This is a genomic window from Micromonospora sp. RP3T, from assembly GCF_003027925.1.
Lineage (GTDB): Bacteria > Actinomycetota > Actinomycetes > Mycobacteriales > Micromonosporaceae > Micromonospora.
In genome coordinates this window covers 29,938-56,240 of the sequence record NZ_PYPS01000007.1, presented here as the reverse complement: position 1 = coordinate 56,240, position 26,303 = coordinate 29,938, and the positions used below count along the sequence as shown (strand labels likewise).

Genomic DNA, 26,303 nt, shown 5'->3' with positions numbered 1-26,303 from the left:
CGTGCCGCGCGCCGCTCAGTCCGCCCGGCCGCCGACCCGACGCAGCAACAGTTCCTGGAGATGGGTCGACGGCCCGTCGCCGGTACGCCGGTGCCAGGTGCCGTCCGCCGCCAACTCGAACGCGTCCACCTCGGGATCGAACGCGGCGGCCAGCACGTGGTCCAGCTCGGCGCGGGCCACCGGGTCGCTCACCTGCACCAGCGCCTCCACCCGGCGGTCCAGGTTGCGGTGCATCAGGTCGGCCGAGCCCATCCAGAACTCGGCGTCGCCGTTGTTGCCGAACCGGAAGATGCGCGAGTGCTCCAGGAACCGGCCGAGGATCGACCGGACCCGGATGTTCTCCGACAGCCCCGGCACGCCCGGCCGCAGCGTGCACATGCCCCGGATCAGCAGGTCCACGTGCACGCCGGCCCGGGACGCCCGGTAGAGCGCGTCGGTGATCTCCTCGTCGACGAGTGCGTTCACCTTGAACTGCACCAGGCCCGGCATGCCCAGCCGGACGTGCTCGATCTCCCGCTCGATCCGTTCGATCAGGCCGCTGCGGATGCCCTGCGGCGCGACCAGCAACCGCCGGAAGGCCGTCTGCCGGCTGTAGCCGGTGAGCACGTTGAACAGGTCGGTCAGGTCGGCGCCGATCTCCGGGTCGGCGGTGAGCATGCCGAAGTCCTCGTAGAGCCGGGCGGTCTTCGGGTGGTAGTTACCGGTGCCGATGTGGCAGTAGCGCCGGATCTGGTTGCCCTCCTGCCGCACCACCAGCGCGGTCTTGCAGTGCGTCTTCAGGCCGACCAGGCCGTAGACCACGTGGCAGCCGGCCCGCTCCAGCGTGCGCGCCCAGCCGATGTTGGCCACCTCGTCGAAGCGCGCCTTCACCTCGACCAGCACCACCACCTGCTTGCCGGCGGCGGCGGCGTCGACGAGCGCGTCGACGATCGGGGAGTCGCCACTGGTGCGGTACAGCGTCTGCTTGATGGCGAGCACGTTCGGGTCGGCCGCGGCCTGCTCGACGAAGCGCTGCACGCTTGTCGCGAACGAGTGGTACGGGTGGTGCACCAGCACGTCCCCGTCGCGCAGGGTGGCGAAGACGCTGCGCGGCACCTCGCCCTCGGTCAGCCGGGGATGGGTGGCCGGCACGAACGGCCGGTCCTTGAGGTCGGGGCGGTCGGCCTCGCCGTACACCTGCCAGAGCGCGGAGAGGTCGACCAGGCCGCGGACCCGCAGCACGTCGTGGTCGTCCATGTCCAGCTCGCGGACGAGCAGCTCCAGCATGTGGTCGGAGATGGAGGCGGCCAGCTCCAGCCGCACCGGCGGGCCGAACCGGCGTCGGGCCAGTTCCCGTTCGAGCGCCTGGAGCAGGTCCTCGTCGCGGTCCTCGTCGACCTCCACCTCGGCGTTGCGGGTGACCCGGAACAGGTGGCACTCGACCACCTGCATGCCGGAGAAGAGCTGGCCCAGGTGGACGGCGATGAGGTCCTCCACCGGCAGGAAGCGGACGCCGGGCCGGTCCCGGGCGACCCGGACGAACCGGGGCACGTTGTTCGGCACCTTGACCCGGGCGAACAGCTCGGAGCCGCCGTCCGGGTCACGCACCGAGACGGCCAGATTCAGTGACCGGCCGGAGATGTAGGGGAACGGGTGCGCCGGGTCGACCGCCAGCGGGGTGAGCACCGGGAAGATGTGCTCCCGGAACCAGGTGCGCAGCCGCTCCCGCTCGGCGTCGTCCAGCTCGCTCCAGCGCAGGATGCGGACGTCTTCCTCGGCGAGCCGGGGGAGCACGTCGTCGACGAAGCAGGCGGCGTGCCGGGCGACCAGGTCGGCGGCCTTCTCGGTGATCAGGTCGAGCTGGGTGCGCAGCGGCAGCCGGTCGCCGCCGCGGACCGGCAGGCCGGCGGAGAGCCGGCGCTTCAACCCGGCCACCCGCACCATGTAGAACTCGTCCAGGTTCCCGGCGAAGATGGCCAGGAACTTCGCCCGCTCCAGCAGCGGCGTCCGGGGGTCCTCGGCGAGCGCGAGCACCCGGGCGTTGAAGTCGAGCCAGGACAGCTCCCGGTTGAGGAAGCGGTCCTCCGGCAGCGGCTCCGCGGCCGGCGGCTCGTCCCGCGGGCCGGCGATCGGGCCGGGCCCCTCGACCGGGTCGAGCGGCTCGTCCAGCCCGGTGGCGCCGGCCGCGTCCGGGTCGGCCCCGAGGCGCTCCTCGGGCGGCCGGGACGGCCGGAACCGCCCGTCCGCGCCGCGCGTCGGGCCGCCGTTGCGGGGCGGGCCGGGGTCGAGGATGGGCGGCGGACCGTCGGAGTGCTCGCGAGGGGTGCTCACCACCCCATGATTCCCCGACGAGGGTGAACGGAAAATGAACTCGACCAGGTTGTTCAGGCCATCGTCGGCAACGTCACCCGGGTGACCTCGCCGGTCTCGTCCCGTTCCACACGCACCCGCTGCCCGAGCCGCAGCAGCCGCAGCCCGGAGGCGTCGAAGGCGCGGGCCGGGAACGCCAGCTCGGTGCCGTCGTCGAGCAGCAGCACGCCGCTGCGCGTCGACGCGTCGTAGGTGGCCACCGTGCCCTGCATGTCAGCACCGTACCGGACCGGGTCGCCGGCGCGGTCCAGCAGCGCAGCGGTGCGCGGCCCCAGGCCCAGCCCGGCGGCGGTGGCCAGGTCGGCGGCGGTGTCCACGTCCCGCCGCAGGCTGGGCCAGTCGCCGGCCAGCGGCAGCGCGCCGCTGGCCGCGTGCGCACCGGCCGAGCCGGGCCCGAACCGGGGCTCCAACGGCACCCCGGGCGGTGTGGCCAGCAGCACCGTGCCGGTGCCCGGGGCGTCGGTGACGAAGCCGCGTACCCCCTCGACCGCGCGTAGCGCCGCGGCCAGCTCGGCCGGGCGCAGCGCCGGCAGGTCGGCGGTGAGGGCGGCCACCGGGGCGCGCGGCCCGGCCACCGCGGCGCCGTGCCGGAAGGCGGCGTTGAGCCCGCCGGCGGGGTCGCCCGCGACCCGGGCGCCCGCCGCGGTCACGGTGGCGGTCACCCGCGGGTCGTCGGTGACCACCAGCACCCGCCCGACCGCCGGGCAGGCCAGCGCCGCGCGCACCGTGTCGGCCGCCAGGGCCAGCGCCAGCTCCTCATGGGGTACGCCGGGGAGCGCGCCACGCAGGCGGCTCTTCGCCACCCCGAGGTGCTTCACCGGCGTCACCACGGTCCAGCTGGGCTCAGGCACACCGACCATCCTGCCAGCGCGGCCGGCGGTACCCTCACTGGCCGGACCGGTGGCGAGCAGGCATGATTCTTCCCCGGGGCGCGTGGGGCGGAACGAGGAGGCACTGTGGCACCGCGGAGGCTGGGATTCTGGCAACGGTTCGCCGTGGTGCTGGTGAAGCCGGTGTTGACCGTCTGGACCCGGCGCACCTGGCGGGGCATGGAGCACCTGCGGGGCGACGGCGGCATCATCATCGTGCCCAACCACATCTCGCACGCCGACCCGCTGGTCTCCGCGCACTTCATCTACGACGCCGGGCGCTGGCCGCAGTTCCTCGGCAAGGCCAGCGTGTTCCGGGTGCCGGTGATCGGGTGGATCCTGCACCGGTGCAAGCAGATCCCGGTCGAGCGGGGCAGCGTCGAGGCGGTCAAGTCGCTGGACAAGCTGATCGCCGCGCTGGACGAGGGAGGCGCCGTGGTGATCTACCCGGAGGGGACCACCACCCGGGAGCCGGAGCTGTGGCCGATGAGGGGCAAGACCGGCGCGGCCCGGCTGGCGCTGGCCACCGGCGCCCCGGTGATCCCGGTGGCCATGATCGGCCCGGAGCGGATGTTCGACCCGCGCACGGCCCGGTTCGGGCTGCGCCCGCGTACGCCGGTGACGGTGGTCGCCGGGCCGCCGATCGACCTCAGCCGGTGGGCGGGCGCCACGCCGACCCGGCCGATCCTGGAGGAGATGACGGACACCATCATGCTGCGGATCCGGGACCTGGTCGCGGAGATCCGGGGCGGCACACCGCCGCCGCTGTGGCAGCGCCCGGCCCGTACCGGCACCCCGGAGGTCTCCGAATGAGCGGCCACGTCGCGGTGCTGGGCGCCGGTTCCTGGGGGACCGCGTTCGCCAAGATCCTCGCCGACGCCGGGCGGGACGTGACGGTGCTGGCCCGCCGCGTCGCGGTGGCCGAGGCGATCCGCGACGGGCGGCACAACCCGGAGTACCTGCCGGACGTGCGCCTGCCCGAGCGGGTCACCGCCACCGGCGACGCCGCCGAGGCGATCGAGGGGGCCGAGGTGGTGGTGCTCTCGGTGCCCTCGCAGACGCTGCGCGGCAATCTCGCCGAGTGGACGCCGCACCTGGCCCCCGACGCCACGCTGGTGTCCCTGATGAAGGGCATCGAGCTGGGCACCACCAAGCGGATGAGTCAGGTGATCATGGAGACGGCCGGGGTGCCGGCCGACCGGGTGGTCGTGGTCTCCGGGCCCAACCTGGCCCCGGAGATCGCCGCCGAGCAGCCCGCCGCCACCGTGGTCGCCGGCACCGACAGCCGGCGTACCGCGCTGGTGCAGGCGTCGATCCGGACGCCCTACTTCCGCCCCTACACCAACGACGACGTGATCGGCTGCGAGCTGGGCGGCGCGGTGAAGAACGTGATCGCGCTGTCGTACGGCATCGCCACCGCGATGGGCTTCGGCGACAACACCCGGGCCATGCTGATGACCCGTGGCCTGGCCGAGACCGCCCGCCTCGGGGTGGCGCTCGGCGCCGACCCGATCACCTTCGCCGGGCTGGCCGGCATGGGCGACCTGGTCGCCTCCTGCTCGTCGCCGCTGGCCCGCAACCGCACGTTCGGCGAGCACCTGGGCCGGGGCGAGACGCTGGAGCAGGCCCAGGCGGCCACCCGGCAGACCGCCGAGGGCGTGAAGAGCTGCCTGGCCATCCGGGACCTGGCCCGGGCGCACGGGGTGGAGATGCCGATCACCGAGCAGATCGAGCGGATCTGCCACGAGGGGATGGACCCTCGCCTGGCCGTGGACGCGCTGATGAGCCGCACCGCCAAGCCGGAGTCGTACGAGTGAGCGCGGGCTGGGGGGACGGCACCCGGAGCGTCCACGCCGGCCTGCCGGACGCGGTGCCGGGCCAGCCCTTCCTGCCCGGCCCGGTGTTCGCCGCGCCGTACCACCTCGACCCGTGGCGCGGGCCGGCGGCGGCACCCGACGGGTACGGGCGGCCGGACAATCCCACCCGCCGGCTGCTGGAGGCGGCGATCGGCGAGCTGGAGGGCGGGGAGTGCCGGGCCTTCGCCAGCGGCCAGGCGGCCATCACCGGGCTGCTGCTGGCCGTACTGCGCCCCGGTGACACGGTGCTGCTCCCCGCCGACGGCTACTTTCCGGTGCGCGCGTTCGCCACCGAGACGCTGGAGCGGATCGGGGTGCGCGTCGTCCTCGTGCCGACCGCCGGGCCGTACCCGTCGTTCGACGGCGTCCGGCTGGTGCTGCTGGAGACGCCGGCGAATCCCGGTCTCGACGTGGCCGACGTGCCGGCGCTGGCCGGGGCGGCGCACGCCGCGGGCGCGCTGCTGGCGGTGGACAACACCACCGCGACGCCGCTCGGGCAGCGCCCGCTGGACCTCGGCGCGGACGTGGTGGTGGCCTCCGGCACCAAGGCGCTCACCGGCCATTCGGACCTGCTGCTCGGCTACGTGGCGACGCGCGACGCCGCGCTGCGCGACGCGGTGACCGGGTGGCGGACCACCACCGGCGGGGTGCCCGGCGCGTTCGACTGCTGGCTGGCCCACCGCTCGCTGGCCACCGTCGACCTGCGGCTGGCCCGACAGACCGCCAACGCCGGGGCGCTTGCCGAACTGCTCGCCGGCCGACCGGACGTGACCGGCCTGCGCTGGCCGGGGCGGCCGGCGGACCCGGCGTACCGGGTGGCGTCGACGCAGATGCGGCGCATCCCCGGCGTGCTCTCGTTCGACCTGGGCGACGCCGACCGGGTGGCCCGGTTCCTCGACGCGTCGCGCCTGGTGGCGGCCGCCACCTCGTTCGGTGGGCTGCACACCACCGCCGACCGGCGGGCCCAGTGGGGCGACGACACCGCGCCCGGCTTCGTCCGGCTCTCCTGCGGCATCGAGGACGCCGCCGACCTGGTCGCCGACGTGGCCGCGGCGCTGGACGCCGCCGCGCGCTGACGCGCCGGGCTGACGCCGGGTCGACCGCTGGGCTATCGTGACGGGCAGCCACGGCCCGTGCGGCCCCGACGCGAGGAGGTGAGTCCGATCCACCAGCAGAGGACCGGCGCTCCCTCCGAGTCCGTGTCGCCCCGGGGCTGAGGCGACGCCGGGGGCGCCGACGAGCGTTCCCCGAGAGGCTTGCCATGGCATCCACCGTGTTCACTCCCGACCGTCCCGCCCTCGTCCGTCGGCTGCGTGCCGCCGGTTGCGTCTTCGCCGAGGACGAGGCGGATCTCCTGATCGCCGCCGCCGACTCGGCCCGCGCGCTGACCCTCCTGGCCGATCGTCGCGTCGCCGGCCTGCCGCTGGAGCACCTGCTCGGCTGGGCCGAGTTCTGCGGGCGGCGGATCGTCGTCCACCCCGGCGTGTTCGTGCCCCGGGGGCGTACCGCGCTGCTCGTCGACGCCGCCGTGGCGGTGACCGGGCCGACGCCGGCGGTGCTCGACCTGTGCTGCGGCTCCGGCGCCGCCGCCGTGGTGCTGCACGACCGGCTGGCGCCGCGCTGGCTGGGCGCCGCCGACGTCGACCCGGTGGCGGTGGCCTGCGCCCGGCGCAACCTCGACCCGCTGGGCGTGCCGGTCTACCGGGGCGACCTGTTCGCGCCGGTGCCGGCGCGCTGGCGCGGCCGGCTGGACCTGGTGGTGGCGAACGCCCCGTACGTGCCGAGCGACGCGGTGGCGACGCTGCCGCCCGAGGCCCGGCTGTACGAGGCCCCGGTGGCGTTGGACGGCGGCGCGGACGGGCTGGCGGTGCTGCGCCGGGTGGCCGCCGGCGCGGCCGAGTGGCTGGCCCCGGGCGGCCACCTCGTGGTCGAGGCGAGCGCCGAGCAGGCGCCGGCGCTCTGCGCCGAGTTCACCGCCGTCGGGCTGGACCCGACAGTGGTGCGCGACGAGGAGTGGGAGGCCACCGCCGTGACCGCGCGCCGCCCCGGCTGACGTAGCCGTGGCGGGTGGGCCGGCCGGGAACTAACCTCGGCTCAGACTCGACGGCGAGGCGGTGACGGTGGGCAGCACAGGAATGCCGGTGGTGGTGGGGCTGGACAACGGCGGCACGAGCAACAACGCCACCGTGCTGACCGTCGACGGCCGGTTCCTGGTGGACGGGCTGCGGGAGATCCCGAGTGAGGTGGGCGACGGCCCGGAGGTGGCCGTCGAGGCGCTCGCGCGGGCCTTCGACGGGGTGCTCGCGGACACCGGGGTGCCCCGTGAGCTGGTGCGCGCGGTCGGGCTGGACACGCCCGGCCCGGCCAGCGCCACCGGGGTGATCTCGTCGCGCGGGTCGACCAACTTCGCGCAGCCCGCCTGGCGCGGCTACGACGTGCGCAGCGCGCTGGAGCGGCGGCTCGGCCTGCCGGTGGTGTACGCCAACGACGGCAACGCCGCCGCGCTCTACGCCCACCACGTGCACTTCGGCGCGGACGCGGCGGCCCGCTCGTCGGTGTCCGCGATCGTCGGCACCGGCCTCGGTGGGGGCGTGGTCGAGGCCGGCCGGGTGGTCGGCGGCGCGGCCGGCATGGCGGGCGAGTTCGGGCACGTGCACGTCCCGCTGGACGGGCTGCTCGAACCGGGCCAGCCGGTGCCGGTCTGTGCCTGCGGCTTCGCCGGGGACGCGGAGAGCGTCGCCTCGCTCACCGCCATCCGGCGCAACCTGCTGCCGTACTGGCTGGCCCGGCATCCGGAGCATCCGCTGGCGGCGGAGGAGCCCGGCCGGGCGGCGCGGCTGCTCCGGGACCTCGGCGAGCGGGGCGACCCGTTGGCCCGTCAGGTGTTCGGCCAGCAGGCCCGGGCGTTGGGGCGGTTGTTCACCATCGCGGCGAACTTCACCGACCCGCACGCGTACTTCGTCGGTGGCGGCGTGGTGGAGGCCGCGCCGGAGTTCCGGGACTGGTTCCTCGCCACCGTCGCGGAGCACACGGTGCTCCGCGACGAGCAACGCGCGGTGGCGAGGTTCGCGCTGGTCCCCGACCGCGACATGGCCGGCGCGCGGGGCGTCGCGATCGCCGCCCTGGACCGGGTGAAAGGCGGGGCCCCCGCTTAACGTCTTCGGTAGAGGCGGGGGCCCCGCTTAACAGCGCCCGGCGCGGCGCGATGTCGTCAGGCGCGGGGCGGCGCGGCGGTGAAGGCGGCCCAGGCGGCGGGCGGGAACACGAGCACCGGGCCGGTCGGGTCCTTGGAGTCGCGGACCGCGACGGTCTCCGGCAGCGGCGCCATCTCCACGCAGGCGCCCTCGTCGCCGCTGTGGCTGCTCTTGCGCCATCGCGGCGTCGGGTGGCTGGGGGTCGTGCCGTTCATGCGGTCACCTCTCGTTGAGCAGACGGAGGAGCTGGTCCCGACTGGCCGCCGGGCTCAGCGCCACGGTCCGCAGGTGCTCCATGATCTTTGTACAGGTACGCAGGTCGCCCGGCCGGTCCAGGACCATCTGCCCGGCGACGGTCTCCACCGACGCGATGATCGGGTCCTCCGGGTCGGCGAACTCCAGGATGTGCAGGGAACCCCGGGTGCCCCGGTGGTAGCCGGCGGAGAGGGGGATCACCTGCACCGTGATGTTCGGCAGCTCGGTCATCTTGAGCAGGTGCTGGAGCTGGCCGGCCATCACCGCCCGGCCGCCGACCGGGCGCAGCAGCGCGCCCTCGTCGATGATGGCGTCGAGGATCGGCGGCTCCGCCGCGGTGATCCGCTGCTGGCGGTCCAGCCGTAGGTGGACGCGCTGCTCCACCTGCTCGTCGCTGAGCGTGTGCGGGCCGCCGCGCATCACCGCGCGGATGTAGTCGGCGGTCTGCAGCAGGCCCGGCACCACCGACGGTTCGAAGTTCGCGATGCCGGTGGCCTCGGCCTCCAGCGCGATGAAGTCGATGGTGCGGCGGTCCAGCAGGTACGAGTAGGACACCCACCAGCCGGGCTTGCGGGCGTCCTTGGCCAGTTGGACCGCGGCGGCGATCTCGTCGGGTCCCACGCCGTAGCTGGTGAGCAGCGCGCGCACGGTGGCCGGGCTGATCAGCGTCTGGGCGTTCTCGTAGCGGGACAGCGTGCTGCGGGTGCTGTTGATCTCGTCGGCCGCGGTCTCCAGCGTGAGGCCGGCGGCCTCACGGTGGGTTCGCAGGGCGATGCCGAGCCGTCGGGCTCGGGCGGTCTTCGGCGCCATGTATCGATGGTCTCATATCCGGTGGGAAAATGGGCATGAGAGAAAGCCGATGAGAGTTGCATTCACGCCCGTCCACCTGTCAACCTGTGATGGCGTCCTCACCACCGGTTGTCGTGGCGACGGTGGTGGTGAGCGACCGGAGGGGATGGGGTGCGCGGCGGTCGGGTTTACTCCCCCACGACCCGATCGCCGCGTGCCCCTGACCGGTCCGCCAGACGGGGAGGATTCGCGATGACGGTGACGGCCTGCCGCCCCGGGGGCGGGGGTGGCCCGGAATGACCCGGTTCCTCGTGGTCCTCACCGACGTACGTCCCACCGAAGGCCCCGGACGCGACGAACGCACCAGCCCCGAACGACGCCGGCAGGTGGTCGGCGCGAGCAGCCGGGAGGCGGCCGACCGGATCGCCGGCGCGTTCATGGCGCTGGGCATGGTGCGGGCCGGCCGGCAACGGGTCAAGGTCATCGCGGTCGGTCGCCGGCTCCGGCGTCCGGCCACCTGAACCACACCGGGCCCGACCCCGTGGAGGCGGCAACGGGGGTCGGGGAGCCGGGCGGCCGACGGCAGGTCCCGCCGTCGGCCGCCCGCGCCGTTACTCCCTGTATATGTCATCTTGACCGTTTGCCACGCGGTTGCGCTCTGCCCGGGTATCGGCCACCGCTGCCGGCGACGCACAGTAAGGTCAACCGGGTGAGCGCCACCGGCGAGCACGGCCAGCCGCAGCCGCGAACGATGAGGTGACCATGACCACCCCAGGCAAGACCCGTGTGGCGATCGTCTTCGGTGGCCGGAGCCCCGAACACGGCATCTCCTGCGTCAGCGCCGGCAGCGTGCTGGCCGCCCTGGACCCGGACGAGTTCGAGGTCGTCCCGGTCGGCATCACCCGGCAGGGCCAGTGGGTGCTCGCCAGCGGCGACCCGGCCGGGCTCGCCATCGCCGACCGCAAACTGCCCGAGATCACCGCCGGCTCCGGCGCCGAACTGCTGCTACGCGCCGACCCGGCCGCCGGCGGCCTGGTGGTGCTCGACCCGGCCCAGGGCCCGGTGGCGCTGGCCGACGTGGACGTGGTCTTCCCGGTGCTGCACGGCGCGTACGGCGAGGACGGCACGATCCAGGGCATGCTGGAGATGGCCGACCTCCCCTACGTCGGGGCGAACGTGTTCGCCTCCGCCGCCGCCATGGACAAGGAGTTCACCAAGAAGCTCTGCGTGGCCGAGGGCATCCCGGTCGGCCCGTACGCGGTGCTGCGCGCCGGAATGTCGCTGAGCGAGGAGGACAAGGAGCGCCTCGGCCTGCCGGTCTTCGTCAAGCCGTCCCGCGCCGGTTCCTCGTTCGGCATCACCAAGGTCGACGACTGGGCGCAGTTGGACGCCGCGCTGACCACTGCCCGCAACATCGACAGCAAGGTGCTGGTGGAGGCCGCCGTGGTGGGCCGCGAGATCGAGTGCGGCGTGCTGGAGGGCGAGGCCGGCGGCGCGCCCGAGGCGTCGGTGCTCGCCGAGGTGCGGATGATCGGCGACCGCGACTGGTACGACTTCGAGGCCAAGTACATCTTCGCCGACGAGGTCACCGAGTACGACGTCCCCGCGGAGCTGCCCGAGGCGGTGACCCGGCAGGTGCGCGACTACGCCACCCGGGCGTTCACCGCGCTGGACTGCTCCGGCCTGGCCCGGGTCGACTTCTTCGTCACCCCGGCGCAGGAGGTCTTCCTCAACGAGATCAACACGATGCCGGGCTTCACGCCGACCTCGATGTTCCCGCGCATGTGGGCGGCCAGCGGGCTGGAGTACCCGAAGCTGGTCAACCGCCTGATCCGGACCGCCCTGCACCGCCGCGCCGGCCGCTGACGGGCCGGCGCGGGCGTCACCCGGCGCAGCCCGAGGGGGCCTGCTTCGCCGAGGGGACCGCGCTGACGATCGCGTCGGAGATCTGCACCACCCACTGCAACGCGGGCTGGTACGTCCCCGGCGCCCGGACCTGGACGGGCACCTCCCGGTCGACGGTGGTCAGCACCGTGGCCCCGCCCCCGGTCACCGGGTGCCAGCAGACGCCGTTGACCCGGAACACCTCGTCGGTGTCCGGGAAACAACCGGCGGGCAGCGTGGCGCCGCCGGTGGGCGACGGGCAGGGTCGCACCGGCGGCGTTGCGCCGCAGGCCACGGTGAGCGCCGGGTCGCCGTACGCCGCGTTCTGCTCCGGACCCGCGGTGACCGGGCGCTGCCGCAGGTCACGCACGCTGTCGGGAAGCTGCGAGACCAGCGCGCGGCAGACCACCCCGGGACGCTGGGCGAGCGTCGGCGCGGGCAGCTCGACCGGCGCGGTGGACTGCGCCCGAGGGCTCGCCGACGCGCTCGGCGCGGCGTCCGGGGACTCCGGGGCGAGCTTTGCGAACGTGAAGCCGGCCACCGCCAGGGTCACCGGCACCGCGATCACCGTGGCCCAGAGCGCGGCCCGTCGGGTGCCGGGGTCCCGGCGCGTGGTGGGTTCCGTCTCGTCCACTTACAGCCGCACCACCGAACACGTGAGCGTGCGGGTGATGCCGGGCACCATCTGCACCTTGCTGACGATGAGTTTGCCCAGCTCGTCGACCGTGTTCGCCTCGGTGAGCACGACCACGTCGTAGGGCCCGGTGACGGCGTCGACCCGTACCACGCCGGCAAGGTCCGCGATCAGACCGGCCACGTCACGCGCCCGGCCGACCTCGGTCTGGATGAGGATGTACGCCTGTACCACGACTCGACCTCCGTCCGTCGCCGCCTGGGGCGGCCCGAAGGGTGAAACTACCGTACCGACCGGGCGTGATCCCTATCGGTCGCCGGTGGGCGGGCAGGCCGGGGGCGGGGGACGGGTGCGGAACGTGCGGAACGACGGAGCGAACGAGGGGACGGCATGACGGTCGAGGGCGTCGGGGAGTTCGGACTGATCGACCGGGTGACCGCCCGGCTGTCGTACGGGGAGAGCTGCCTGCTCGGCCCCGGCGACGACGCGGCGCTGGTGGCGGCGCCGGACCGGCGGGTGGTCGCCTCCACCGACGTGCTCGTCGAGGGGCGGCACTTCCGGCGGGACTGGTCCTCGGCGCGGGACGTCGGGCACCGGGCCGCCGCGGCCAACCTCGCCGACGTCGCCGCCATGGGCGCGACGCCGACCGCGCTGCTGGTCGCGCTCTGCATGCCGGCCGACCTGGACCCGGCCTGGGCCGAGGAACTGGCGGACGGGCTGGGCGCGGAGGCGGCCGGCGTGGGCGCGAGCGTGGTCGGCGGGGACATGTCCGCCAGCCCGACGCTGACCGTCGCGGTCACCGCGCTCGGTGACCTGGCCGGCCGCGCGCCGGTGGTCCGCTCCGGGGCGCGACCGGGCGACGTGGTGGCGCTCGCCGGGCGTACCGGCTGGGCGGCGGCCGGCTTCACCGTGCTGTCCCGCGGCTTCCGTACGCCCCGGCTGCTGGTCGAGGCGTTCCGCCGCCCCGAGGTGCCGTACGCCGCCGGGCCGGCCGCCGCCGCGGCCGGCGCCACCGCCATGATCGACGTCTCGGACGGGCTGCTCGCCGACCTGGGACACGTGGCCACGGCCAGCGGGGTGGCGGTCGACCTGAGCCGGGGCGCGTTCGAGGTGCCCCGACAGATGCGCGACGCGGCGCAGGCGCTCGGCGTCGACCCGTACTCCTGGATCCTGGCCGGTGGCGACGACCACGCCCTGGCGGCCACGTTCCCCGCCGACGCGGCGCTGCCGGACGGCTGGCGTCCGGTCGGCCGGGTCACCGACGGCGCCGGGGTCACCGTCGACGGCGGTGACTACGACGGCCCCCGTGGCTGGGACCACTTCCGCTGAGCCGGTCAGGGCCCGCCCGCCAGGGGCCGTAGTGATCTGCGTCCGAGCGTGGCGACCGGCGCCGGCCGGGTGCCCGGGCCGGTCGTAGCCTGGCACGGTGAGCGAGATCGAGATCCTCCCGCGGCGTTTCGACGCGCCCGAGTCGCAGGAGCTGATCCGGGCGGCGCTGGCCGACCTGGGCGCGCGGTACGGCGGCAACGGCGACGAGACGCCCGTCGACGCCGCCGAGTTCGTCCCGCCGGCCGGCGCGTTCCTGGTCGCGTACCTGGACGGCCGGCCGGTGGGCTGCGGCGGCTGGCGCAGCCACGGCGTGGACGGCGAGGAGGCCGAGCTGAAGCGGATGTACACCGCGCCGGCCGCCCGGGGCCGGGGCGTGGCCCGTGCGGTGCTCGCCGCGATCGAGCGGTCCGCCCGCGACGCCGGCCGGAAGCGGATCGTGCTGGAGTGCGGCGACAAGCAGCCCGAGGCGCTCGCCATGTACGCCTCGGCCGGCTACGAGCGGATCCCGAACTTCGGCTACTACCGGGACGCGCCGGGCTGCCTGTCGTTCGGTCGACCGCTCTGACCGTCGCCGTCAGCCGACCGTGATGCGGATCTCCGCGGCGGCCCGCCGGGCGGCGACCGCCGCCTCGTCCGGCGTCGCGCCCCAGGTCATCAGGTGCCCGCTGCGGTGCGCCGAGGAGAGCAGCTCGGGCACGGTCTGCCCGACCTTCGTCTCGACCTGGACGTCGAGCACGCCGGGCACGCGCAGCGCCGCCCGCCGGCCGTCCACCGCGATGACCCGGCCGGGCTGGGCGGTCAGGAACTCGACCGCCGCCGCGCCGGTGGGCCGCTGCGGCAGCGCCGGCCGTTCGCCGCACAGCACCCGCAGGTACGCCTCGATGACGTCCCCTTCGTAGGCGATCGAGATGAGCGCCGTGATCATGTCGCCGGGCATCCGGGCGGCGCACTCCACGAGCGTCGGCACGCCGTCGGTCAGGATCCACTCGCTGTGCAGCATGCCGCTGCCGAAGCCGGCCGCCGCGGCGAGGCGGGCCGCCGCCGACCGCATCGCGTCATGCTCGGCCGGCGGCAGCGCGGACGGCACCGTGTGCCCGGTCTCCACCGGGTGCCGGCCACCGGCGACCCGCTTGTCGGTGACGTTGGCGAAGATCACCTCGCCGTCGGCGACCAGCAGCTCCACGCTGTGCTCGGAGCCGACGAGCAACTCCTCGACCAGGACGCCGGTGGGCAGGCCCGCGGTGGCCTCGGGCGGCTCCGGCGGGGTGGCGCTGGCCGCCCAGCGGGCCGGCACCTCGGCCGGGTCGGTGATGAGCTGCACGCCGAGGCTGCCGGAGCGGCGGGTGGGCTTGAGCACGCACCGGCCGCCGTGCGCGCGGGCGAACTCCGCCGCCCGGCCCGCGTCGTCGACCAGCTCGTAGGCCGGGTTGGCCAGGCCGATCTCGTCGGCGAGCAGCCGCATCCGGTGCTTGTCGGAGAAGATGTCCGCGGCGACCGCCCCGGCGCCGGGCCGGCCGAGCCGGTCGGCCAGCCGGGCGGTGGCGGCGACCGCGTACTCCAGGCCGGGCAGCACCAGGCGCGCGTCGGCCAGGCCGGGCTCGCGACCGAGCAGGGCGTCGACGTCCAGGCCGGTCTGGTATTCCGCGGCCACCAGGCGGCCGATCAGCGGCAGCTCCTCGGCGAACCGGACCAGGTCGCGTCGGCGGATCACGTCCGGCTCCTCGACCAGCACCACACTGCCGGCCGGCAGCTCCTGGTCGAACCAGCGCAACGAGCCGAACGACCCGCCCACCACCACCAGTTGCTCGCGGCCCAGATCGAGGTCCACCGGTCGTCCTCCCCACGGTCCGCGCCGGAACCGGACGGCCGGCGCAGCAGCACCCTAACCGGCGGGGACCAGGCGGTCGCCGTACGGTCGGTCAGCGGTCGCCGCGAACCGGCGGACACGACAGAAGCCGGCGGACCCGAGGGGGCCGCCGGCGACCGACGATGTTCCGGTGGTGCTCCGCGTCAGGCGCGGGTGACCTTGCCGGCCTTGATGCACGAGGTGCAGACCTGCAACTTCTTGGTGGTGCCGCCACCGGCCGGGGTACGCACCGACTGGATGTTCGGGTTCCAGCGGCGGTTGGTCCGCCGGTGCGAGTGGGACACGTTGTGGCCGAAGCCCGGTCCCTTGCCACAGACGTCGCACACGCTAGCCACGGGATACTCCTGGGATTGAAACGTTCATGAGGTCGCCGCCAGGCGCAGCCCGGGCAACCTGGCCAGGTTACCCGATGCCGGTCGGTACGCCCAATCGGCCCTACGCCGAGTCCACCGCAGCGTACCGGCCGGCCGGGTCGGCGCGTGGTCGACCCGGGACCGGGGCCGACCGGGCCGACCGGCCGGGCGGACACGCCGGACGACCCCGGCGCGTGTCGGTGTGCGCCAGTAGGCTTCCCGACGTGCTGGACACCCTCGACGCCGCCGCGGTGCGCCGCTGGTGCACGAGCGGGCTGGCCGCCCTCCAGCGGCACCAGGGCGAGATCGACGGCCTCAACGTCTACCCGGTGCCGGACGGCGACACCGGCACCAACCTGGTGCTCACGCTCACCTCGGCCCAGCAGGCCCTGGCCATGGATCTCGGCACCCTTCCCGACGACGGGCACACCCCGCACGGGCACGCGCTGCGGCTGATGGCCCGCGGCGCGCTGCTCGGCGCGCGGGGCAACTCCGGGGTGATCCTCTCGCAGATCCTGCGCGGCCTCGCGGACGCCCTCGCCGCCGCGCCGGCGGTCCGGGGCCGGCAGCTCGCCGGTGCGCTCGCCGACGCCGCCACCGCCGCCTACGCCGCGGTCGCCCGGCCGGTCGAGGGCACGCTGCTGAGCGTGGTCGCCGCGGCGGCCCGCGCGGCCCAGCGGGCGGACAGCGACGACCTGCACACGGTGGCCGGGGCCGCCGCCGAGGCGGCCACGCACGCGCTGGCTCGCACCCCGGAGCAACTGCCGGAGCTGGCCCGCGCCGGCGTGGTCGACGCCGGCGGGCGCGGGCTCTGCCTGCTGCTCGACGCGCTGGTCGAGGTGATCACGGGGGAGAGCCCCGGCCGGCCGGCCGCCGCGCCGGCCGCGCCGCACCGGCCCGGGGCCGCCGTCCGGGAGACCGGCTCCGACGCGTACGCCTACGAGGTGCAGTACCTCCTCGACGCCACCGAGGAGGCGGTCGCGCGGCTGCGCGGCGAGCTGGCCGGGCTCGGCGACTCCCTGGCGGTGGTCGGGGACGGCGACGGCACCTGGAACGTGCACGTGCACGTCAACGACGTCGGGGCCGCCGTGGAGGCGGGCGTGGTCGCCGGCCGGCCGCACCGGATCACCGTGACCCGGTTCGCCGACCACCCCGTTCCGACGCCCGGCCCGCCGCCGACGCCGTCCGGTGGCCGGGCCGCCGTGGTGGTCGCCACCGGCGCCGGCATCGCCGAGCTGTTCGCCGCCGAGGGCGCGGTGGTGGTGCCGGCCAACCCGTCCACCGGCGAGCTGCTCGACGCGGTCCGGGCCACCGACGCGGCCCGGGTGGTGGTGCTGCCGAACGACCCGAACACGCAGTCGGTGGCGAGCGCGGCGGCCAGGGAGGCGCACCGCCTCGGCATCAAGGTCAGCGTGGTGCCCACCCGCTCCCCGGTGCAGGCGCTCGCCGCGCTCGCCGTCCGCGACCCGAAGCGCCGCTTCGAGGACGACGTGATCGCGATGGCCGAGGCCGCCGGCGCCTGCCGCTACGCCGAGGTCTGCCACGCCGGCCGGGAGGCACTCACCGTCGCCGGCCCGTGCCGGCCGGGTGACGTGCTGGCCCTGGTGGAGGGCGAGGTGCACCTGATCGGGCAGGATCTGACCGACACCTGCACCGCCGTGGTCGACCGGATGCTCGGTGGCGGCGGCGAGCTGGTCACGTTGCTCTGCGGGGCGGACGCCCCGGCCGGGCTGGCCGACCGCGTCCGCGCGCATGTCGAGCGCGCCTGGCCGTTCGTCGAGGTGCAGGCGTACGAGGGCGGCCAGCCGCACTACCCGCTCCTGCTGGGGGTCGAATGACGAGCGAACCGTCGACGGTGGACACCCCGCTCAAGAAGCTGGTCGGGGAGAAGACCGCGAAGGCGCTTGCCGGTCACCTCGACCTGCACACCGCCGGTGACCTGATCTACCACTTCCCGCGCCGCTACGACGAGCGCGGCGAGCACACCGACATCCGCTCGCTCGATGTGGGGGAGCAGGTCACCGTGCTGGCCCAGGTGCAGCGCACCGCGGTCCGCCCGATGCGCCAGCGGCGCGGCAACCTGCTGGAGGTGACCGTCGGCGACGGTTCCGGCGGCGTGCTGACCTGCACCTTCTTCGGTAACCAGGCGTGGCGGGAACGGGAGCTGCGACCGGGCCGCTGGGGGCTGTTCGCCGGCAAGGTGACCGAGTTCCGGGGCAAGCGGCAGCTCAACGGCCCGGAGTACGTCCTGCTCGGCGAGGGCGGTGACGGCGAGGCGGCGGCCAACGAGGAGGTCGAGGAGTTCGCCGGCGCGCTGATCCCGGTCTACCCGGCCGCGGCGGCGGTGCCGACCTGGGTGATCGCCCGCTGCGTCCGGGTGGTGCTGGACACGTTCACCCCGCCGGACGACCCGCTGCCGGCCGCCCTGCGGACCACCCGCAACCTGGTCGGCATCGGCGCCGCCCTGCGGGAGATCCACCGGCCGTCCAGCAAGGAGGCGCTCTACCGGGCCCGCCGCCGGCTCAAGTGGGACGAGGCGTTCGCGGTGCAGCTCACCCTGGCGCAGCGCAAGCACCGGGCGGCGGCGTGGCCGGCGCGGGCCCGACCGGCCCGGCCCGGTGGCCTGCTGGACGCGTTCGACGCCCGACTGCCGTACGAGCTGACCCCCGGCCAGCAGGTGGTCGGGCGGGAGATCGCCGCCGACCTGGCCACCGCGCACCCGATGCACCGGCTGCTCCAGGGCGAGGTGGGCTCCGGCAAGACGGTGGTGGCGCTGCGCGCCATGCTCCAGGTGGTCGACGCCGGCGGTCAGGCCGCGCTGCTCGCTCCGACCGAGGTGCTCGCCGCCCAGCATCACCGCGGCATCCGGGAGCTGCTCGGCCCGCTCGGCACGGCGGGTGAGCTGGGCGCCGCCCCCGACGCCACCCGGGTGGAGCTGGTCACCGGCTCGCTGGGCGCGGCGGCCCGACGCCGTGCCCTGGCCGAGGTGGCCGAGGGCCGGGCCGGCATCGTGCTCGGCACGCACGCGCTGCTCTACGAGGGTGTCGACTTCGCCGACCTGGGCCTGGTGGTGGTGGACGAGCAGCACCGCTTCGGCGTGGAGCAGCGGGACGCGCTGCGGGCCAAGGCCGAGCAGCCGCCGCACGTGCTGGTGATGACCGCCACCCCGATCCCACGCACGGTCGCCATGACCGTCTACGGCGACCTGGAGACCTCCACGTTGTCCCAGTTGCCGCAGGGCCGCTCGCCGATCGCCTCGCACGTGGTGCCGGCCGCCGAGAAGCCGGCCTTCCTGGACCGGGCCTGGCGTCGGCTGCGCGAGGAGGTCGGCAAGGGCCACCAGGCGTACGTGGTCTGCCCCCGGATCGGTGAGGGGCCGGTCTCCGACGAGGAGGCGCCGCGGGAGGACGACAACGGCCGCCGGCCGCCGCTGGCGGTGACCGAGGTGGCCCCGCTGCTCGCCGACGGGCCGTTGCACGGGCTGCGGATCGGGGTGCTGCACGGGCGGCTGCCGGCCGACGAGAAGGACGCGGTGATGCGCGCGTACGCCGCCGGCGACCTGGACGTGCTGGTGGCGACCACTGTGGTCGAGGTGGGCGTGAACGTCCCCAACGCGACCGTGATGATCGTGCTGGACGCCGACCGGTTCGGCGTCTCCCAGTTGCACCAGTTGCGCGGCCGGGTGGGCCGGGGGTCGGCCGCGGGGCTCTGCCTGCTGGTCACCGAGGCGGCAGAGGGCTCGTCGGCCCGGGAGCGGCTGGACGCGGTGGCCTCCACCACCGACGGGTTCAAGCTGGCCGAGCTCGACCTGGAGCAGCGCCGGGAGGGCGACGTGCTCGGCGCGTCCCAGTCCGGCCGGCGCTCACACCTGCGGTTGCTGTCGCTCCTGCGCGACACGGAGCTGATCCGGGACGCCCGCGCCGAGGCGATCGAGCTGGTCGAGGAGGATCCGGAGCTGGCCCGGCACCCGGCGCTGGCCGCGTCCGTCGCCGCCCTGGTCGACGAGGAGCGCGCCGAATACCTGGAGAAGGGCTGACCCCACCGGTCGACCCGGTGCTCCCCATGCTCCGACGAATGTCAGTGAGGTACCGCGCGGGCGAGGACGCGGGGGCGCGACGCCCCGGCGCCCTGTTTCACGGAAATAGTGGCTGACTGGGCCCCGACGGCCACTCTTTCCGTGAAACAGGTCCGTGAGGCGTGTGAGGTGCGGGGGATGCGAGGGCGCGCCGACCGGGTGGTCGACGCGCCCTCGCGGCGGTGCGGGCGGGTCAGGCGGTGAAGCGGATCCGACGGCGGCGGGCCACCACGAACAGCACCGCGCCGGCGGCCAGCAGCAGCGCGGCGCCACCGGCGATCGCGCCGGCGGCCGGGCCGGTCACCGGCAGGCCGCCGCCCTGGCCGGAGCAGTCCTCCGGCTGGGTGTACGGGACGGTCTCGGCGTCGGCGACCACGTCGTACTTCACGGTGACCTTGAGGCCCCGGTAGGCGTCGAACTCGACCGAGGTGGTCGTGCCCGGCTCGGAGGTGAGCTTCTTGGTGACGCCCTTCTCGGTGGTCAGCGTGGCGGTGAAGGGGATGCCCTTCGCCGGGTTCTCCACGATGAAGGTCATCGAGTCGCAGTCCTGGTCCAGCTTGAAGATCGGCTCGGCCGGCTCGGCCGGGGCGGACGGCGTCGCGGACGGGCTCGGCGGCGTGGAGACGGACGCGGACGGCGTCGGGGTGGGCTGCTCCGGCGACCGGGTCGGCTCCGGCGTGGCGCTCGGCGACGGCGAGCTGGGCGACGGCGACGGGCTCTCCACGATTTCGCAGTCGCGGCTGGGCCGGGCCACCACGGTGCGCTCGCCGTCGTGCGACTGGCGGCCCCGCTCCCAGTGCGCCCCGACGGTCAGCTTCAGCTCGGGGATCTCACCGGTGAACGTGTGGGTCTGGGTGCCGGTCAGCGGCCCCTCGCTCTGCTTCTTCAGCTCCGCGCCGACGGTCAGGCCGCCGGTGATGTCGCCGGGCACGGTGGACTCCAGCTTGGTGATCCGGCCGGAGATGTCGCGCTCGCTGCTGATCACCGACCAGGTGACGGTGACCGTGCCGTCCTTGGTGGCGCAGAAGCTGCCGGACGGTTCGGGGTGGTGGGCCGCGGCCGGGGCGGCCGTGGTGGCGACGCCCGCGAGGCCGATCAGCGCGCCGGCGGTGAGGACGGCGGCACGCCGGAGGTTGAGACGGTTCACGTCTTCTCCTGATGAGGGGAGGTGCGGAGAGGGGTGCGGCGGACGGACCGGAGTCACGCGTCCACGCGGCAACCGGGCAGACCCTAGCGAGATCGACACCGTGGGCGTTACCGCGATCTACGGGTCGTAAAGGGTCCGTTATGAATTCGAGATCATTGATGTACGGGGTGTCACGAACCGTCGCTCCCGGTGGTCCGCTCGTCCCGTGTCCGCGGTCGCGTAGCGTCGGGGCATGCGGAGGGAACGACGGTGACCCGGATCGTGGCCGGCGCGTTCGGTGGGCGGCGGATCGCCGCGCCACCCGGCGCCGGCACCCGACCGACCTCGGACCGGGTGCGGGAGGCGCTGTTCAGCGCCGTGCAGGCCGATCTCGACCTGGCCGGGGCGCGCTTCGCCGACCTGTTCGCCGGCTCCGGCGCGGTCGGGCTGGAGGCGCTGTCCCGGGGTGCGGCGCACGTGCTGCTTGTCGAGTCGGACGCCCGGGCCGCCCGGGTGATCCGGGAGAACATCGCCACGCTCCGGGCTGCGCCGGCCGCCCGCCTGGTCACCGGCAAGGTGGCCGGTGTGCTGGCGGCCGGGCCGGACGGCGGGCCGTACGACGTGGTCTTCGCCGACCCGCCGTACGCGGTGCCGGCCGCGGAGATCACCGCGATGCTGGCCGCGCTGGTCGACGGCGGCTGGCTCGCGCCGGACGCCCTGGTGGTCGTCGAGCGGTCCCGCCGATCCGGACCGGTCGACTGGGTGGAGGGCGTCACGCCGGAACGCAGTCGCCGCTACGGCGAGACCACCCTTTGGTACGGTCGCCGATCATGAGACGTGCGGTCTGTCCGGGCTCGTTCGACCCGGTCACCAACGGTCACCTCGACATCGTCGGCCGGGCCAGCAGGCTCTTCGACGAGGTGATCGTCGGCGTGCTGGTCAACCAGTCGAAGCAGGGGTTGTTCACGGTCGAGGAGCGGATCACGATGCTCCGCGAGGTCACCGCCTCGTACGACAACGTCCGGGTGGAGTCGTTCCGCGGCCTGCTCGTCGACTTCTGCCGCGACCAGCAGGCGAGCGTGCTGATCAAGGGCCTGCGGGCGGTCAGCGACTTCGACTACGAGCTGCAGATGGCCCAGATGAACATCGGTCTGGCCGGCGTGGAGACGCTCTTCATGCCGACCAACCCGCTCTACTCCTTCCTCTCCTCCAGCCTGGTCAAGGACGTGGCCAAGTGGGGCGGCGACATCTCCGCCCACGTCCCCGACCTGGTCCGCGAGCAGCTCGTCGCCCGCCTCCGCCCCTGACCGCCCCTGACCCCGCCGATCTTGCACTTGTGGCCCGGCAGGTGTCCCTTTCGCGCCAGATGTCGGGGCGGAAAGTGCAAGATCAACGGCGGTGGCGGAGCGGGGGCGACGCGCCGGGTGGGCGGGGTGGGGCGGGAGTGGGCGGGGCGCGACATGATGGGGGCAGCGCCGGAACCGGGCGCAGGCCGCATCATGGAGGGCGGCCGACGAAGACAGGAGTGAGGCGCCGGTGGACCCGCTCGATCGCATCGACGAACTGATCGCCATGGTGGAGCAGGCCCGCTCCGTCCCGATGTCGCGCAACAACTGCATGGTCGACCGCGGTGAGATGATCGCCGTGCTCGACGAGCTGCGCGCCGAGCTCCCCGCCGACCTGCGCCGGGCCGCCGCGCTGCTGGAGGAACGGGACAAGATCATGGAGGCCGGCAAGCGCGAGGCCGACCGGATCATCAGCGAGGGTGAGGCGGAACACGCCCGCCTGGTCTCGGTGAACGAGATCACGGTCTCCGCCGAGCACGAGGGTGCCCGGATCATCGGCGAGGCGCGGGCCGAGGCGCAGCGCCTCCGCGAGGAGGTGGACGACTACGTCGACACCGCGCTGGCCAACTTCGAGCAGTTCCTCACCAGGGCGTTGGCCTCGATAGAGCGCGGCCGGGACAAGATGCACGCGCTGCGCGAGATCGGCACCTTCGCGGGGGACGAGGCCGATCGCCCGCTACCCTTCTGAGCGGCGCACGGGCCGGTCGCCGACAGCCGGCTGCCGCCGGACCGGGGCGGACACGCCCCCGGTTCGACGGTCCGCCCCCCTGCCAGGTAACCTTTTTTGTCGGCCTCTCACCGGCCGGAGTCTGACTATGCCCAAACATTCGCCACGCCAACTCGACCCCAGGGCGCCGCTGGTCCTCGACACGAGGGACCTGCCGCGTCGCCCTGGCGCGTTGCGTACGCACCGGCGGGTCGTGACGGCACCGGCGGACCTCGGCGTCGAGTTGATCGGCGTGCCGGCGGGCGCGGACCTCGACCTTGACCTGAGGTTGCAGTCGGTGTCCGAGGGCGTGCTCGTCTCCGGGACCGTCACCGGTCCCGTCAAGGGCGAGTGCGGTCGCTGCCTGCGCGAGATCGACGACTCGGTGGTCGTGAACCTCCAGGAGCTGTACGCGTACGAGGACAGCACCACGGACGAGACGACCGACGAGGACGAGGTGGGCCGGATGCAGGGCGATCTGATCGACCTGGAGCCGGCGTTGCGGGACGCGGTGGTGCTCGCGCTGCCGACCAACCCGCTCTGCCGGGAGGACTGCCCAGGGCTGTGCCCCGAGTGTGGGGTGCACTGGGACGATCTGCCGGCCGACCACAGTCACCAGCAGGTCGACCCGCGTTGGGCGGGCCTGTCGCAACTGACCCGTACAGAGGAGTAGGAACCGTGGCCGTCCCCAAGCGCAAGATGTCGCGCAGCAACACCCGCGCCCGCCGGGCGAACTGGAAGGCCACGGCGGTGTCGACCGTTGCCTGCCCGCAGTGCAAGTCGCCGAAGCTGCCGCACGCCGCCTGCTCCGTCTGCGGCACGTACAACGGCCGCCAGGTTCTCGAGGTCTGACCTGGACGCCGAGTGACGCCCCCGACCACCGGTCGGGCGGCGCGCGCACCACGGCTCACGCCCGGTGCCCCGGCTCCCTCCGCCGCCGGCCGTTCCCCGGCCGGCGGGCCGACGGAGCCGGGCACCGCGCGGATCGCCGTCGACCTCCTCGGCGGGGACGATGCTCCCGCCGTCGTGGTTGACGGCGCTCTGCGGGCGGTGCGCACCGACCCTGACCTGCGCCTGATGCTCGTCGGCCCGACCGAGGTGGCCGACGGGCTGATTGCTGCGCTCGACCCGGCGCACCGCGCCCGGGTCACGGTCCGCCCGGTGCGGACCGCCGTCGGCATGGCCGACCATCCGACCGCCGCACGCGGCGAGAGCACGGTACGCACGGCCGTGCAGGCCGTCCACGACGGGCTCGCCGACGCCGTGGTCTCCGCCGGCTCGACCGGGGCCACCGTCACCGCCGCCGCGCTCGGCCTGGGCCGCTGGACCGGGGTACGCCGACCCGCGCTGGTCGCCACGCTGCCGGCCGTCGCCGGGCCGGTGGTCCTGCTGGACGTCGGCGGCACACTCGAACCCGGCCCCGCCACGCTGGTCCGGCACGCCGTCCTCGGCGCCGCCTACGCGGCGGTGGCGCACGGCATCGTCGCACCCCGGGTGGGGCTGCTCTCCGTCGGCCACGAGGCCGGCAAGGGGGACCGCCTGCGCCGGGCCGCCGACCCGGCGCTGGCCGCCGTGCCACTGCCCTGCGGCGCCCGCTACGTCGGCCTCGTCGAGGGATTCGACCTCTCCCTGGGCGGTCGCGCCGACGTGGTGGTCACCGACGGCTTCACCGGCAACGTCCTGCTGAAGGCCATCGAGGGCGCGTACGCCATGGCCGGTGGGCCGCCGGTCGGCGGTGGCGCGCCGCGCGCGGCGGCCCTGCTCGGGGTGGCCGGCACGGTGGTGGTGTGCCACGGCGCGGCCGGCCCCGAGGACGTGGCCTCGGGCATCGCGCTGGCCGCCCACCTCTGGCGTCGCGACGCCGCCGGCACGGTCCGTGCCCTGCTCGCCGAGATCCCGCACGATCCCGCACCTGACCGCAACGACACCGAGGTAGCACCATGACCAACGACAAGCGGCGGCGTGCTCCCGTCGGCCTCCTCGAGGCGGCCTTCGGGGTGTCGCTCGACCCGGAGCTGCTGGAACGCGCCCTGACCCACCGCTCGTACGCGTACGAGAACGGCGGGTTGCCCACCAACGAGCGGCTGGAGTTCCTCGGCGACTCGGTCCTCGGCGTGGTGATCACCACCGCGCTCTTCCACAACCATCCGGACCTGCCCGAGGGGCAGTTGGCGAAGCTGCGGGCCAGCGTGGTCAACATGCGCGCGCTGGCCGACGTGGCGCGTGGCCTCGGCCCGGACGGGCTGGGTGCGTACCTCCTGCTCGGCAAGGGCGAGGAGGCCACCGGCGGTCGGGACAAGGCGAGCATCCTGGCCGACACACTGGAGGCGCTGCTCGGCGCCATCTACCTCCAGTACGGCCTGGACACCGCCGCCATCGTGATCCACCGCCTCTTCGACCCGCTGATGGCGGAGTCGGCCGGGCGGGGCGCGGCACTGGACTGGAAGACCAGCCTCCAGGAGTTGACCGCCGCGCTGGGTCTGGGCGTGCCGGAGTACCGCATCGAGGGCACCGGACCGGACCACCTGAAGACGTTCACCGCCTGGGTGGTGGTGGCCGGCAACCGGTACGGCGGCGCGGAGGGGCGCAGCAAGAAGGAGGCCGAGCAGCGGGCCGCCGAGTCGGCCTGGCGGATGCTCACCGAGCAGGCGGAGGCGACCGCGCGGGCGGAGGCCGAGGCGCGGGCGGCGGCCGAGGCCGGGGCGGCGGTCGACCCGGAGGACGCCGAGGCGGGCGCCGGCCGTGCCTGAGCTGCCCGAGGTCGAGACCGTCCGGCAGGGGCTGGCCGAGTGGGTGGTCGGCCGACGGATCAGCGCCGTCGAGGTGCGCCATCCCCGGGCGGTCCGCCGGCACGCGCCGGGCGGCGCGCACTTCGCCGACGTGCTGGCCGGCCGGACGATCACCGACGTCCGCCGCCGGGGCAAGTATCTCTGGCTGCCGCTGGACAGCGGGGACGCGGTGATCGGCCACCTGGGCATGTCCGGGCAGTTGCTGCTGCAGCCGGTCGGCGCGGCCGACGAGCTGCACCTGCGGGTCCGGTTCCGGTTCGCCGACGACGGCCCGGAGCTGCGCTTCGTCGACCAGCGCACGTTCGGCGGCCTGTCCGTCTCCGACGGCGGGGCGGAGCTGCCGGCCGAGATCGCGCACATCGCCCGGGACCCGATGGACCCGGAGTTCTCCGACGACGCGTTCGTGGCCGCGCTGCGCCGCCGGCGTACGGAGATCAAACGGGCACTGCTCGACCAGACGCTGATCTCCGGCGTGGGCAACATCTACGCCGACGAGGCGCTGTGGCGGGCGAAGCTGCACGGCGCCCGGCCGACCGACGCGTTGACCCGGCCGGCGGCGCTGCGGCTGCTCGGCCACGTGCGGGACGTCCTCGGCGAGGCGATCAAGCAGGGCGGCACCAGCTTCGACGAGCTGTACGTGAACGTCAACGGCGAGAGCGGCTACTTCGACAGGTCGTTGAACGCGTACGGCCGGGAGGGCGAGCCCTGCCCGCGCTGTGGCGCGCCGATCCGGCGGGAGGCGTTCATGAACCGTTCCTCCTACAGTTGCCCGCGCTGCCAGCCGCGTCCCCGGGGCACCCTCCGGGGATGACCCCGAGCCGGTTCGGGGTTGCGCCGGTGTGCTGCGCCGGGCCGGGCCCGGGGGCCCACCGCGACGTACCG

Annotated in this window: 28 protein-coding genes and 1 pseudogene; 19 read left to right on the top strand and 10 right to left on the bottom strand. The window is 74.6% G+C overall.

Annotated elements, in window-relative coordinates; all coding sequences use genetic code 11:
- Positions 1-15: 15 nt before the first annotated feature.
- From C8054_RS08165 to cofC, 3 genes and pseudogenes are all read right to left on the bottom strand, one after another.
- Positions 16-2,310: an RNA degradosome polyphosphate kinase gene (locus C8054_RS08165; protein WP_199199605.1), complete on the bottom strand. Its 2,295-nt coding sequence runs from the start codon at positions 2,308-2,310 to the stop codon at positions 16-18.
- Positions 2,311-2,363: 53 nt separating this feature from the next.
- Complete coding sequence (locus tag C8054_RS32605) at positions 2,364-2,561, bottom strand: cold-shock protein (RefSeq protein WP_233219543.1); 198 nt, start codon at positions 2,559-2,561, stop codon at positions 2,364-2,366.
- 39 nt (positions 2,562-2,600) lie between these two features.
- A pseudogene (gene cofC / locus C8054_RS32600) lies at positions 2,601-3,209 on the bottom strand (2-phospho-L-lactate guanylyltransferase); the annotation flags it as partial.
- A 96-nt stretch (positions 3,210-3,305) separates the two neighbouring features.
- On the opposite strand from cofC, the gene C8054_RS08155 reads away from it, so the two are divergent.
- The 5 genes from C8054_RS08155 to C8054_RS08135 all read left to right on the top strand — a co-directional run bounded on the left by C8054_RS08155 (position 3,306) and on the right by C8054_RS08135 (position 8,229).
- Positions 3,306-4,031, top strand: coding sequence for a 1-acyl-sn-glycerol-3-phosphate acyltransferase (locus tag C8054_RS08155; RefSeq protein ID WP_107156136.1), 726 nt, complete (start codon positions 3,306-3,308; stop codon positions 4,029-4,031).
- The gene (locus C8054_RS08150; RefSeq protein ID WP_107156135.1) at positions 4,028-5,035 is read left to right on the top strand and encodes an NAD(P)H-dependent glycerol-3-phosphate dehydrogenase; all 1,008 of its coding nucleotides are present in this window, start codon (positions 4,028-4,030) and stop codon (positions 5,033-5,035) included. Before C8054_RS08155 ends, C8054_RS08150 begins: the two co-directional genes overlap by 4 nt.
- Entirely contained in the window at positions 5,032-6,150 is a 1,119-nt protein-coding gene (locus tag C8054_RS08145) for a cystathionine gamma-lyase (RefSeq protein ID WP_107156134.1), read from the top strand. Before C8054_RS08150 ends, C8054_RS08145 begins: the two co-directional genes overlap by 4 nt.
- Positions 6,151-6,335: 185 nt before the next feature.
- Complete coding sequence (locus C8054_RS08140) at positions 6,336-7,127, top strand: putative protein N(5)-glutamine methyltransferase (RefSeq protein ID WP_107156133.1); 792 nt, start codon at positions 6,336-6,338, stop codon at positions 7,125-7,127.
- Positions 7,128-7,194: 67 nt separating this feature from the next.
- Complete coding sequence (locus C8054_RS08135) at positions 7,195-8,229, top strand: ROK family protein (protein WP_107156253.1); 1,035 nt, start codon at positions 7,195-7,197, stop codon at positions 8,227-8,229.
- A gap of 56 nt (positions 8,230-8,285) precedes the next feature.
- On the opposite strand, the gene C8054_RS08130 is transcribed toward C8054_RS08135, so the two are convergent.
- On the bottom strand, positions 8,286-8,483 hold the full coding sequence (locus C8054_RS08130) for a DUF397 domain-containing protein (protein ID WP_107156132.1): 198 nt from the start codon (positions 8,481-8,483) through the stop codon (positions 8,286-8,288).
- Positions 8,484-8,487: 4 nt separating this feature from the next.
- Positions 8,488-9,333, bottom strand: coding sequence for a helix-turn-helix transcriptional regulator (locus tag C8054_RS08125; protein WP_107156131.1), 846 nt, complete (start codon positions 9,331-9,333; stop codon positions 8,488-8,490).
- Positions 9,334-9,608: 275 nt separating this feature from the next.
- On the opposite strand from C8054_RS08125, the gene C8054_RS08120 reads away from it, so the two are divergent.
- Entirely contained in the window at positions 9,609-9,833 is a 225-nt protein-coding gene (locus C8054_RS08120) for a hypothetical protein (protein ID WP_107156130.1), read from the top strand.
- Positions 9,834-10,074: 241 nt separating this feature from the next.
- Positions 10,075-11,178 (top strand): D-alanine--D-alanine ligase family protein, encoded by a 1,104-nt coding sequence (locus C8054_RS08115; RefSeq protein WP_107156129.1) that lies wholly within the window; start codon positions 10,075-10,077, stop codon positions 11,176-11,178.
- A 16-nt stretch (positions 11,179-11,194) separates the two neighbouring features.
- On the opposite strand, the gene C8054_RS08110 is transcribed toward C8054_RS08115, so the two are convergent.
- Both C8054_RS08110 and C8054_RS08105 read right to left on the bottom strand, forming a co-directional pair.
- Positions 11,195-11,830, bottom strand: coding sequence for a DUF3515 family protein (locus C8054_RS08110; RefSeq protein ID WP_107156128.1), 636 nt, complete (start codon positions 11,828-11,830; stop codon positions 11,195-11,197).
- On the bottom strand, positions 11,831-12,064 hold the full coding sequence (locus C8054_RS08105; RefSeq protein ID WP_013284547.1) for an Lrp/AsnC ligand binding domain-containing protein: 234 nt from the start codon (positions 12,062-12,064) through the stop codon (positions 11,831-11,833).
- Positions 12,065-12,220: 156 nt separating this feature from the next.
- Here C8054_RS08105 and C8054_RS08100 point away from each other — a divergent pair, with 156 nt between their 5' ends.
- Both C8054_RS08100 and C8054_RS08095 read left to right on the top strand, forming a co-directional pair.
- Entirely contained in the window at positions 12,221-13,159 is a 939-nt protein-coding gene (locus tag C8054_RS08100; protein WP_107156127.1) for a thiamine-phosphate kinase, read from the top strand.
- Positions 13,160-13,256: 97 nt separating this feature from the next.
- Positions 13,257-13,724: a GNAT family N-acetyltransferase gene (locus C8054_RS08095; protein WP_107156126.1), complete on the top strand. Its 468-nt coding sequence runs from the start codon at positions 13,257-13,259 to the stop codon at positions 13,722-13,724.
- A gap of 9 nt (positions 13,725-13,733) precedes the next feature.
- On the opposite strand, the gene C8054_RS08090 is transcribed toward C8054_RS08095, so the two are convergent.
- Entirely contained in the window at positions 13,734-14,987 is a 1,254-nt protein-coding gene (locus tag C8054_RS08090) for an ATP-grasp domain-containing protein (protein ID WP_107156125.1), read from the bottom strand.
- 182 nt (positions 14,988-15,169) lie between these two features.
- Positions 15,170-15,361 (bottom strand): 50S ribosomal protein L28, encoded by a 192-nt coding sequence (gene rpmB / locus C8054_RS08085; RefSeq protein ID WP_013284551.1) that lies wholly within the window; start codon positions 15,359-15,361, stop codon positions 15,170-15,172.
- Between the two features lie 242 nt (positions 15,362-15,603).
- Here rpmB and C8054_RS08080 point away from each other — a divergent pair, with 242 nt between their 5' ends.
- Positions 15,604-17,217, top strand: coding sequence for a DAK2 domain-containing protein (locus C8054_RS08080; RefSeq protein ID WP_107156124.1), 1,614 nt, complete (start codon positions 15,604-15,606; stop codon positions 17,215-17,217).
- Positions 17,214-19,415, top strand: coding sequence for an ATP-dependent DNA helicase RecG (recG, locus tag C8054_RS08075; RefSeq protein ID WP_107156123.1), 2,202 nt, complete (start codon positions 17,214-17,216; stop codon positions 19,413-19,415). The genes C8054_RS08080 and recG overlap by 4 nt, the downstream gene beginning before the upstream one ends.
- A 232-nt stretch (positions 19,416-19,647) precedes the next feature.
- On the opposite strand, the gene C8054_RS08070 is transcribed toward recG, so the two are convergent.
- The gene (locus C8054_RS08070) at positions 19,648-20,601 is read right to left on the bottom strand and encodes a cell wall anchor protein (RefSeq protein WP_107156122.1); all 954 of its coding nucleotides are present in this window, start codon (positions 20,599-20,601) and stop codon (positions 19,648-19,650) included.
- A 249-nt stretch (positions 20,602-20,850) separates the two neighbouring features.
- On the opposite strand from C8054_RS08070, the gene rsmD reads away from it, so the two are divergent.
- The 8 genes from rsmD (at position 20,851) to mutM (ending at position 26,232) form a co-directional block, all read left to right on the top strand.
- Positions 20,851-21,414, top strand: coding sequence for a 16S rRNA (guanine(966)-N(2))-methyltransferase RsmD (gene rsmD / locus C8054_RS08065; RefSeq protein ID WP_107156121.1), 564 nt, complete (start codon positions 20,851-20,853; stop codon positions 21,412-21,414).
- Positions 21,411-21,887, top strand: coding sequence for a pantetheine-phosphate adenylyltransferase (coaD, locus tag C8054_RS08060; protein ID WP_107156120.1), 477 nt, complete (start codon positions 21,411-21,413; stop codon positions 21,885-21,887). Before rsmD ends, coaD begins: the two co-directional genes overlap by 4 nt.
- 229 nt (positions 21,888-22,116) lie before the next feature.
- Positions 22,117-22,614: a hypothetical protein gene (locus C8054_RS08055; protein ID WP_107156119.1), complete on the top strand. Its 498-nt coding sequence runs from the start codon at positions 22,117-22,119 to the stop codon at positions 22,612-22,614.
- A gap of 127 nt (positions 22,615-22,741) precedes the next feature.
- Entirely contained in the window at positions 22,742-23,305 is a 564-nt protein-coding gene (locus C8054_RS08050) for a DUF177 domain-containing protein (RefSeq protein ID WP_107156118.1), read from the top strand.
- A gap of 5 nt (positions 23,306-23,310) precedes the next feature.
- Positions 23,311-23,484: a 50S ribosomal protein L32 gene (rpmF, locus tag C8054_RS08045; RefSeq protein ID WP_107156117.1), complete on the top strand. Its 174-nt coding sequence runs from the start codon at positions 23,311-23,313 to the stop codon at positions 23,482-23,484.
- A gap of 132 nt (positions 23,485-23,616) precedes the next feature.
- Positions 23,617-24,576, top strand: a complete 960-nt coding sequence (locus C8054_RS08040) for a phosphate acyltransferase PlsX (RefSeq protein WP_233219542.1) — start codon at positions 23,617-23,619, stop codon at positions 24,574-24,576.
- On the top strand, positions 24,573-25,382 hold the full coding sequence (gene rnc / locus C8054_RS08035) for a ribonuclease III (protein WP_107156115.1): 810 nt from the start codon (positions 24,573-24,575) through the stop codon (positions 25,380-25,382). The genes C8054_RS08040 and rnc overlap by 4 nt, the downstream gene beginning before the upstream one ends.
- Positions 25,375-26,232 carry a bifunctional DNA-formamidopyrimidine glycosylase/DNA-(apurinic or apyrimidinic site) lyase gene (mutM, locus tag C8054_RS08030; RefSeq protein ID WP_107156114.1) on the top strand — a complete coding sequence of 286 codons (858 nt, stop codon included), beginning with the start codon at positions 25,375-25,377 and terminating at the stop codon, positions 26,230-26,232. Before rnc ends, mutM begins: the two co-directional genes overlap by 8 nt.
- Positions 26,233-26,303: the final 71 nt, after the last annotated feature.